Annotated in this window: 9 protein-coding genes; 1 reads left to right on the top strand and 8 read right to left on the bottom strand. The window is 36.4% G+C overall.

What is annotated here, in order from left to right:
* Positions 1–333: 333 nt before the first annotated feature.
* The 8 genes from murC to GH715_RS18655 all read right to left on the bottom strand — a co-directional run bounded on the left by murC (position 334) and on the right by GH715_RS18655 (position 8,661).
* Entirely contained in the window at positions 334–1,629 is a 1,296-nt protein-coding gene (murC, locus tag GH715_RS18690) for a UDP-N-acetylmuramate--L-alanine ligase (RefSeq protein ID WP_153836726.1), read from the bottom strand.
* Positions 1,630–1,922: 293 nt separating this feature from the next.
* Positions 1,923–3,989, bottom strand: a complete 2,067-nt coding sequence (locus GH715_RS18685) for a DNA translocase FtsK (protein WP_153836725.1) — start codon at positions 3,987–3,989, stop codon at positions 1,923–1,925.
* 151 nt (positions 3,990–4,140) lie between these two features.
* Entirely contained in the window at positions 4,141–4,740 is a 600-nt protein-coding gene (ytpR, locus tag GH715_RS18680; RefSeq protein ID WP_153836724.1) for a YtpR family tRNA-binding protein, read from the bottom strand.
* Between the two features lie 17 nt (positions 4,741–4,757).
* The gene (locus GH715_RS18675) at positions 4,758–5,561 is read right to left on the bottom strand and encodes a DUF1444 domain-containing protein (RefSeq protein WP_153836723.1); all 804 of its coding nucleotides are present in this window, start codon (positions 5,559–5,561) and stop codon (positions 4,758–4,760) included.
* 581 nt (positions 5,562–6,142) lie between these two features.
* On the bottom strand, positions 6,143–6,457 hold the full coding sequence (locus tag GH715_RS18670) for a thioredoxin family protein (protein ID WP_153836722.1): 315 nt from the start codon (positions 6,455–6,457) through the stop codon (positions 6,143–6,145).
* Position 6,458: 1 nt separating this feature from the next.
* Positions 6,459–6,989 carry a hypothetical protein gene (locus tag GH715_RS18665; protein WP_153836721.1) on the bottom strand — a complete coding sequence of 177 codons (531 nt, stop codon included), beginning with the start codon at positions 6,987–6,989 and terminating at the stop codon, positions 6,459–6,461.
* 88 nt (positions 6,990–7,077) lie between these two features.
* Positions 7,078–7,587: a DUF84 family protein gene (locus tag GH715_RS18660; RefSeq protein ID WP_153836720.1), complete on the bottom strand. Its 510-nt coding sequence runs from the start codon at positions 7,585–7,587 to the stop codon at positions 7,078–7,080.
* 12 nt (positions 7,588–7,599) lie between these two features.
* Complete coding sequence (locus GH715_RS18655; RefSeq protein ID WP_153836719.1) at positions 7,600–8,661, bottom strand: M42 family metallopeptidase; 1,062 nt, start codon at positions 8,659–8,661, stop codon at positions 7,600–7,602.
* Positions 8,662–8,839: 178 nt separating this feature from the next.
* On the opposite strand from GH715_RS18655, the gene GH715_RS18650 reads away from it, so the two are divergent.
* Positions 8,840–9,178 (top strand): PepSY domain-containing protein, encoded by a 339-nt coding sequence (locus tag GH715_RS18650; protein WP_153836718.1) that lies wholly within the window; start codon positions 8,840–8,842, stop codon positions 9,176–9,178.
* The last annotated feature ends 73 nt before the right edge of the window (positions 9,179–9,251 follow it).

Here is a 9,251-nt window from a genome sequence, read left to right as displayed (position 1 = left end):
GAAAGCTCGAGAAGTGAGCAGTCACAAATGTTGTAGAACAGTTTCATAGCGGAGGCCGTCCACTTCCACTCCTACGGGATGATTTTCGACTAAGATCCACTTTGGTAAGCGCTCTTTGCTTACCAAAGTTAGCTTAGGCGAAAATCCCGTGGAAAGGGAAGTGGACAGCCGCAGCGATGGTTTCCTGTACATGCTATTTCAAAATGGCTACTCTGCTTACAAATGCGTTGATACCACGGATTATATACTTTATTTACTTATAAAAAAAGAAGGATTCCCCCTTCTTTTTCATACGTTTTCTAATGAAATAGACAAAAGATGGTCGAATCCTTCTTATTTTAACCTTTTTTCATATGCTTCCTGATATTTCTGAATATCTCCTGCACCCATAAAGACTAACACACTATTTTGGTGATTTTCTAAAAGATGAATATTGTCTAAATCCAATAATTCACTCTGCTCGATTAACTGTTTCAAATCATTAATCGATAAGTTTGCTTGAGATTCTCTTGCAGACCCGAAAATATCACATAAGTATACAGCATCTGCTTGGGATAAAGCTTCACTGAATTCATTCATAAAGGTTTTCGTTCTAGAATAGGTATGAGGCTGAAATATCGCAACAATTTCCTTTTCAGGATATTTTTTGCGAGCTGCTTCAATCGTAGCATCTACCTCTTTTGGATGGTGTGCATAATCATCAATTAAAATCTGATTTCCAAATTGTTTCTCTGAAAATCTTCTTTTTACCCCTTTAAATGATACAATCTCTTTAATTTGAGACGCTGTGAAACCTTCATAATGACATATGGTAATGACAGCTAACGCATTCAATATATTATGGTTTCCATATGCTTTAATTTGGAACGTGTCATAATAGTTATTACGTACAAAGACATCAAACGTCGTACCTTCTTCATCTATTTGAATATTTTTTGCACAAAAATCATTCGTGTCATTTAGACCATAATAAAGCACAGGTACTTTTGCTTGGATTGCCTGTAGATACTCATCATCCCCACAAGCAACAATACCCTTCTTTACGTTATCAGCCATTTGTTGAAAAGAATCAAACACATCGTCAATATCCTTGAAATAGTCCGGATGATCGAAATCAATATTTGTCATAATCGCATAATCTGGCTTATACGCTAAGAAATGACGTCGATATTCACATGCTTCAAATACATAATACTCACTGTCTTCTGCACCTTTTCCGGTTCCGTCTCCAATAAGATAGGAAATTGGACAAGCTTGATCTAGAACATGAGCAAGCAAGCCGGTTGTAGATGTTTTTCCATGTGCACCTGTAACCGCAATACTTGTATATTGGTTAATCCATTCACCTAAGAACTCGTGATAGCGATAGAATGGAAGCCCTAATTCTTTTGCTTTTTTAATTTCCTCATGATCATCTTTAAAGGCATTTCCTGCAATAATGGTTAAACCTTCTTTAATATTATCTTCTGAAAAAGGTAATATTGGTATGTTCTTACCTTCTAAAGCATCTTGTGTAAATATATATTTTTCAATATCAGAACCCTGTACTTGTTCACCAGAGTCTGCAAGGATTTGTGCCAGGGCGCTCATTCCTGTCCCTTTAATACCAATAAAATGGTAAATTTTCATAAAACAGAACCTCCAAAATCAATGATAAAATTAACTCGTCTCATCATGATTATTTTTCTAATCATCTTTTAGAATTTATATAACACAAGAAATTATCTTCTAATAAATCTCGGTTTGTGTCAAGTCTTTATGCATATTTATTACGTTAAAAAGTATCTATCACGGCGCTGACCATCTGTGAGGAAATAAAAAGTCTCACTGGATGAAAGTCTCACTTTCTGCCATTATATACGGAATCGTTGTTGAATGTTCATTAATCATTTTGAACTATTGATAAACATTTTTACTTCAAATTAATTATTATTCATGACATCATGACGAGATACTAATATTTCTCGTTGTTTACTTCCATTCTGTCCAGAAATAATACCGTTATCCTCCATCATATCAATTAATCTTGCGGCACGGTTATATCCAATCTTAAATCGACGTTGTAGTAAGGAAGCACTAGCTCCATTATAATCGAGCACAAATTCAACCGCTTCCTGATAGAGTTCATCTGTATCTTCACTGGAGGAAACTTGCTGGATTAGTTGCTCTTGCTCAAATAAATAGTTTGGGCTTGCAATCTGCTTGACATAGTTAGTAATTCTCTCTATTTCATCATCAGATACAAAAGCACCTTGTATCCTTTTAGTTTCTCCAGATCCATTCTCGACAAATAACATATCACCCTTACCTAGTAATTTCTCCGCACCATTTGTATCTAATATAGTTCTGGAATCTACTTGTGAAGATACACTAAATGCAATTCTACTAGGGATATTAGCTTTTATTAAACCTGTAATAACATCTACAGATGGTCTTTGTGTAGCTATAAGCAAATGAATACCACACGCTCTTGCCTTTTGGGCAATTCGACAAATCGCATCTTCCACATCTTGTGGAGAGGTCATCATTAAATCTGCTAACTCATCAATCACGATGACAATATATGGCATGTGATCTTCTGGTCGATTTTGTCGTTTCATTTTCTCGTTATAGCGATTGATATCCCTCGCACCTTCTTCAACAAACTTGGCATATCTGTCTTCCATTTCTTGAACAGCCCATTTTAATGAAGAGGTTGCTGCCTTTACATCCGTAATCACAGGCGCTACCAAGTGTGGGATATCATTATAAGGTGTTAATTCAACCATTTTCGGATCAATTAACAAAAATTTCACTTCTTCATGATTCGCTTTATATAACAAGCTAATTAAGATGGTATTGATACATACACTTTTACCAGAGCCAGTTGCACCAGCGATAAGCCCGTGCGGCATTTTCTTCAGGTCTGTAACAACCGATTGACCTTCAATATCAGAGCCAAGTCCAACAGTTAACGGTGATGTGCTTTCTTGAAATGTATTACTCTCTAACATCTTTTGCAAAAAGACAGGCTCAGGATTCAAGTTAGGTACTTCAATTCCAATGGTGTTTTTCCCAGGAATAGGTGCTTCAATCCGAATATCCTTTGCAGCTAAATTCAATTTGATATCATCACTTAAATTCTTAATCTTACTTACTTTCACACCTGGTTCCGGTTGAATTTCAAAGCGGGTCACAGACGGCCCCTGTGTCTTATCAACGACTTTCGCTTTTATGTTAAAGTAACGTAAGGTTGTTTGTAATTTTTCCGCTTGTTCATTAACCCAACCATCATGTTGTTGCTCGGTTTGCTCCACATCATTGAGCAAGTGAATAGGCACTGATTTTTGTATTTGTGTATCGCCTTTAGTTGCGTGATGATTAGCCTTATTTTGCTGTGTTGGTTGCTTCCGTTGATTATGGTGTTTCCATTTATCACGAGGCGTCATCATCACATTTATCGGTTTCACACTGGCTTTACGTTCACTTTTATCTTTTTTCCTAGTTTCCATTACTTTCGATATCTCAACTGTTTTACTAGATTTCATTTCATTGTCTTGCTGCTTTTTCTCTTCGATAACAGGTGGAGTTGACGCTGATCGAGATTCACCTTCTACAATTGGTTCATCCTCGACCTTTTCTTTTTCTGAAGTGTCTGTTTGTTTTTCCGTTATCGATTCGTCATGGTTATCCAACAACGATTGATCGGCCTCTATTACACGTTTAGAACGACTTCGAAAACCATGTACAGGTGATGGTACGTCCTGTGCTCTAAAAGGCTGTTGTTTATCTTGGTACTCTGCATGTTCTTCCTGATGTTGATCTAACGAATGATTATCTTTATGTACAGTTTTTCTTTTTAAAATGGTGTCAGTTGTATGACTTTTTGGATACCTATATGCCATTTTCGTTTCTATCGTTTTATATTGTAAAGGTTTTTTTTCACTCGTTAATTCTGGCTCGTTCTCTTCAAATAAGTGTTCCCATCTTTTTTTTATATTTTTCCACATCGTACGTTCACGCTCTCTTCCTAATTTATGTACGATTCTACAATCGAGAACTCTTCCCCTATTTTATCATGAAAAGGCTCCTTGTAATAGTTATATTTTTTGAAAAATCACGTTATAACATGTAAAGAACCCTTGTCCGGAGACAAAGGTTCTAAAATTGAAACTCATTACCTACTTCTTGATCAGCTGGTAATACATAGATTCCTTTTTCTTGTGGTGCGTTCGGCAAACCTAATTCTTTTTGTGAACATATCATACCATGAGAGTCTACACCTCTTAGTTTAGTCGGCTTAATTTCCAATCCGCTTGGCATAATAGCCCCTACTTTTGCTACAACTACTTTTTGCCCTTGGTCTATATTCGGTGCTCCACAAACGATTTGTAACTGATCATTGCCAACATCAACTTGACAGACACGTAGTTTGTCGGCATTTTCATGAGGTTTGATCTCACTGACATAACCGACAACAAATTTAGGCGACAAATCTAAATCTAGTGGATCTGTCAGGTTATTTTGTTTAAATGCTTCTTTCATTTCTCCAAGCAGTTCTTCCGATAATTTTATTTTGCCTTCTGATAAATCAGTGAAATAGTTCGAAGCATGGAAAATATTATATCCAACAAGTTCATTTGTCGTTTCATCGATGATTTTGACAACATCTCCAAACGATTCAAATGTTACTTTCTCACTATTTTTAACGGGAAATAGTAATACATCTCCAATACCTTTTTGATTATAGTAAACAAACATCGCTTCTTATTCCTCTCTTATTCTTTTGGTTTATTTTTTGCTAAGATGAACACTGGTTCTAAATGCTTATCTTCATAGATGAACGGTAATGAAGTAATCGGCACTCGTCCTTCAGCAAAGAACTTCATCGTCATTTGCGCAATAATGTCATAGCCTGTTTCATTTTTGATATCTGCTACAATCAATACGTCTTGATGAGGGACAGCTACAACTACCTCTCCAAGTGCATTAGCTTTCATTTCTTCTAAGAAAGCCTCATTTAATATACGGCTAGCATCATATCCATCCTGTGTTGCAATAAAATAAAAATCATTGTCTGCCACCGTATCTTTTTTCGGTGAAACAGATAAAGAACGAATATTAAACAAGGATATTTCTTTTAACCTTTCATATGACCAGCCTTGTTCTGCTAACATCTTTTCATCAATTAACTGATACGTTGTCCCTAAATCTAAGGCATAGTAGATATTCGTCTCTGCCGTATGTTCTGAATAAACTAAAGGTGTACCGGCCTTCGTTTTCTTTGGGAATGATGTAGCACGAATAACAGGATAGATTTGCTTTTCCTGCCCTTCAAGCTCGTGTTCCTCATGCATCATTTTGAGCGACTCGCTCACATGGAATTGTAATTCCTCCAGTGCTACATCGCCTCTTCGTTCATATTTTGCAATTACATTAGGAATATTTATCGAAACACCTTGTTTGGTGTCCTTCCACTCAACGCGATAGACGTCTTTATCTCGATTAAACGAGACTCGCCAGTCATCACGCTGGAATAATTCATCAAGTTTTCTTTTCATTTTTATTGAAGTCATTTTCATTATCTTCGTCCTCCTTTTGCGGAAGAAAACACTAAATGGTATTGTAACACTTTTTTATAGAAATGAAAAATAACCAATCTGCTATAAGAAAGTGGATCTTCAGGCCAAACGATTCCCACGGGAGGTAAAGTGGGGGATATTCGCTTTATGCATTGACAAATTGGGTTATTATACCTATGAAAGTGCAAGATAGGACATGGAAATCACTAATAATCATTATAAAACAAGTATCCTTTCTTTCCCATGGCGAAAAACGCGAAATCCCCCGTTCAACTATTGAACACCAATGAGTTTGCCTCCGTGCTAACCGGACATTTAGTGCCTTATTTGCCAGAATAACATTTGTTTTTCGGTAGTGGCGGACGTTTAATCCCTTATTCGCTTAATTTAGCCGTAAATCAGCTTTCTTTTCGATGAATAGCGGAATAGATGTCCGCAGGTAAGCCAAAATCGCCGCTTTTGTCACAAATAGCGGAACAAATGTCCGCCCTATCCCTAATTTAAGCAGTATATACTATCGCAATTTATGTTGATCACAGCAAAAAGAATCTATCCATTCAGATAGATTCTTTGCAAATGATTTATGCTAATTTTTCAATAAAATTTTCGATTTCTTCTTGTGTTTTTCTGTTTTTACTTACAAAACGGTCTAATTCTTTTCCATGATCATAAGCTAAGAAGCTAGGAATGCCGAAAATATCATTGTTCACACAAATATCAATAAATTGATCTCTATCAACATATACAAATAGATAGTCCTGATATTTCTCTTCTATTTCAGGCAATATCGGCTCAATAACTCGACAGTCCGGACACCAGTCGGCTGAAAATAAAAAGATTACTTTTTCTTCATTTTGTAACTGTTCAAATTCTTGTTCTGATTGTAAAGTTCTCATATTACGATGCTCCTGTCTCTTCATATGCTATAGAGTTGGCGATATCCATCATATCTTTAACATCTTGCTCTAGTTCGCTTTTCGCACTGATAGTCGTAACTTTCACACCACCAACACCTAATTGTACTTCAAATTGCTCTTCTTCTTCCACTATATTAATATAACCGAAACGATTTTGGTCCTCAAAGGAAACTAACCACTCATGATCAAGTTCTTCCTTTGCTGCTTCATAGTTCAACCTGCTCGTTTGCGACTCTAACGCATTATAAAATAAGATGAATTTTTGTTCTTCTTTCGTCAGTATCAAATTATTAGCGGTTTGTTCTTCTACATCAAATCCTTCTGGTACATATAAAGAAAAGTTATCTACTTGTTGATTTTGGTCTTTTGCGCTTTGTTGGAATTGTTGTTTTGCTACTTCAACAGCTTCTGATAAGACTTCCTCAGTTGGTTTGATTGTATATAAACTCATTCCTATTAAAAAAACAATTAATAAGCAAACAACTACCAAACCAGATTTCTCCATTTTCATATAAATCCTCCTGATATTTTAGTCCTATTTTCCCCCTTTTACTATCATACTATTTTTTCGTTATTTCACAAGAGAAAATTCATGCCATTTATTTACTGTTGCGTTGGTATTGCGCTTGTCCTGCCAGAAGCTTTACTACATGTGTAAACATATCTTCACGCGACACATGTGAATCTGTAAAAATGCCAATCGCACCTTGATGATGTCGAATATCATGTATATTTGTCCATTCTTTCATGACATCTCCTAATTCTTGCCCATCTAATAAAGGCTGAGCAATTTTATCTGGTAAAGGGATCCTTGCTCCACTTGCCATATATAAATGATCTTGTGGTGTTACTAGAACACCCCAATTACATAAAAACAAATGATCATCCATTTGCATAATTCCGCCTTCGAGACCGATACCATAGCAACCTTCTTCTATTTGCTTACATGCTTTCGCTCTATTGATTGCCCCTTGCATTGTCTCCATATCCGATTTCGGCTGCGCATTTACTCCCGATGGAACATCAGCACTTTTAATAGCTGCTTCCGCGAATATACGCCTTACTGCATTTACTTTTGCTTTATTATGCGATCCTACTACAATGTTCATGAGTGGCACCCATTAACCTAAAATTGCATCAACGGCATTTTGGTCTGTTTGTTTTACCAGTTTGATTAACAATTCTTTGGCTGCTTGATAATCGTCTACGTGAATAATGGATGCATGTGTATGAATATAGCGAGAGCAAATACCAATAACTGCTGAAGGAACCCCCTGGTTCGATAAATGAACACTGCCAGCGTCTGTTCCACCTTGAGAAATAAAATATTGATACGGAATATTGTTACTTTCTGCTGTATCTAAAACAAAGTCTCTTACTCCATGGTGTGTGATCATTGATCGATCAAAAATTCGCAAGAGTGCCCCTTTCCCTAGCTGACCAAATTCTTTATCGTCTCCTGACATATCATTAGCAGGTGAAGCATCTAATGCATAGAAAATATCCGGCTTAATCATATTGGCCGCAACTTTAGCGCCACGAAGACCTACTTCTTCTTGAACAGTAGCTCCAGCAAAGAGTTGGTTTGGTACAGTTTCACCTTGCAATTCCTTTAACAATTCTATCGCTAAACCACAGCCATAACGATTATCCCAAGCTTTCGCTAGAATTTTCTTCTCATTAGCCATTGGCGTAAATTCTGAAACAGGAATGATAGATTGACCAGGTTTTATCCCGATTTGCTCTGCGTCTTCTTTATTATCTGCCCCAATATCAATTAGCATATTTTTCTGTTGCATTGGCTTGGAACGCTCAGCTTGTGTAAGATTGTGTGGTGGAATGGAGCCAACTACTCCAATCACCTTTTTATCTTCTGTATGTATTTCCACTCGTTGGGATAGTAGCACTTGTGACCACCAGCCTCCTAAAGGCTGAAAGCGAATCATACCGTTATCTGTTATCTGTGTCACCATAAACGCTACTTCATCCATATGACCTGCAACAAGAACTTTTGGACCTTGGCCTTTTTTCACACCAAAAACCCCACCTAGCCTATCTTGAATGATGTCATCAGCATATTTCGTTAACTCTTGTTTCATAAACTTTCTAACTGCATGCTCATTACCTGGAGCACCCGGAAGTTCTGTCAACGTTCGAAAAAGCTCTAATGTTTCGTTATTCATTTATCGTCATCCTTTCTTTCATACACTATATCATTATTAATTATTATACGAAAAGCATTATACATTTAAAAGAAAATTAAGCCTGCATAGCTTTTTACTTGCTTTTTTTCTATTATTATCCTTAAGATGAAGATGTATGTTTCGTCATTTAACTTAATTAAATGGATGGAGTGAAACGATGAATAAGAAGAATACGATTATTATTGCAGGCTTTGCTTTCATGCTAGGATATTTTCTGAGACAACAACAGAGTGAAAAACAACGGATAAAACCAGAAAAAGCATTGAAAGCTGTAAAAGATTATTTTCAAAAGAAGTACGAAGTTAGTGGTTCGTGGATCTATATGAAGTCGGAGCCATTACAAAAAAATGGTCTTGAATACGAAGTATATCACGGTGGCATTACCAAGCATATCGATAGTGAATATGTTCCATATGAATTTTATGTAGATGCCTACACTGGAACTGTAATTGATATCTTTCCACAACATCCAGAGCAAGTCCATACAAATACTTAATATTGCCTAGCAAAAACCGAGCAAAAAAGCTCGGTTTTTTTACAAGGAAAGAAAGTATATAATCCGCGGTATC

Source organism: Gracilibacillus thailandensis (assembly GCF_010994055.1).
GTDB classification, from domain to species: Bacteria; Bacillota; Bacilli; order Bacillales; family Amphibacillaceae; genus Gracilibacillus; species Gracilibacillus lacisalsi.
Note: the sequence above shows the minus strand (reverse complement) of the source record. Positions and strands in the feature narration are given on the sequence as shown.

Bases quoted from the DNA above. Each gene is read 5' to 3' on its own strand.
- murC (WP_153836726.1), bottom strand. From the start codon at position 1,629: ATGAAAATTTACCATTTTATTGGTATTAAAGGGACAGGAATGAGCGCC.
- GH715_RS18685 (WP_153836725.1), bottom strand. From the start codon at position 3,989: ATGTGGAAAAATATAAAAAAAAGATGGGAACACTTATTTGAAGAGAAC.
- ytpR (WP_153836724.1), bottom strand. From the start codon at position 4,740: ATGTTTGTTTACTATAATCAAAAAGGTATTGGAGATGTATTACTATTT.
- GH715_RS18675 (WP_153836723.1), bottom strand. From the start codon at position 5,561: ATGAAAATGACTTCAATAAAAATGAAAAGAAAACTTGATGAATTATTC.
- GH715_RS18670 (WP_153836722.1), bottom strand. From the start codon at position 6,457: ATGAGAACTTTACAATCAGAACAAGAATTTGAACAGTTACAAAATGAA.
- GH715_RS18665 (WP_153836721.1), bottom strand. From the start codon at position 6,989: ATGAAAATGGAGAAATCTGGTTTGGTAGTTGTTTGCTTATTAATTGTT.
- GH715_RS18660 (WP_153836720.1), bottom strand. From the start codon at position 7,587: ATGAACATTGTAGTAGGATCGCATAATAAAGCAAAAGTAAATGCAGTA.
- GH715_RS18655 (WP_153836719.1), bottom strand. From the start codon at position 8,661: ATGAATAACGAAACATTAGAGCTTTTTCGAACGTTGACAGAACTTCCG.
- GH715_RS18650 (WP_153836718.1), top strand. From the start codon at position 8,840: ATGAATAAGAAGAATACGATTATTATTGCAGGCTTTGCTTTCATGCTA.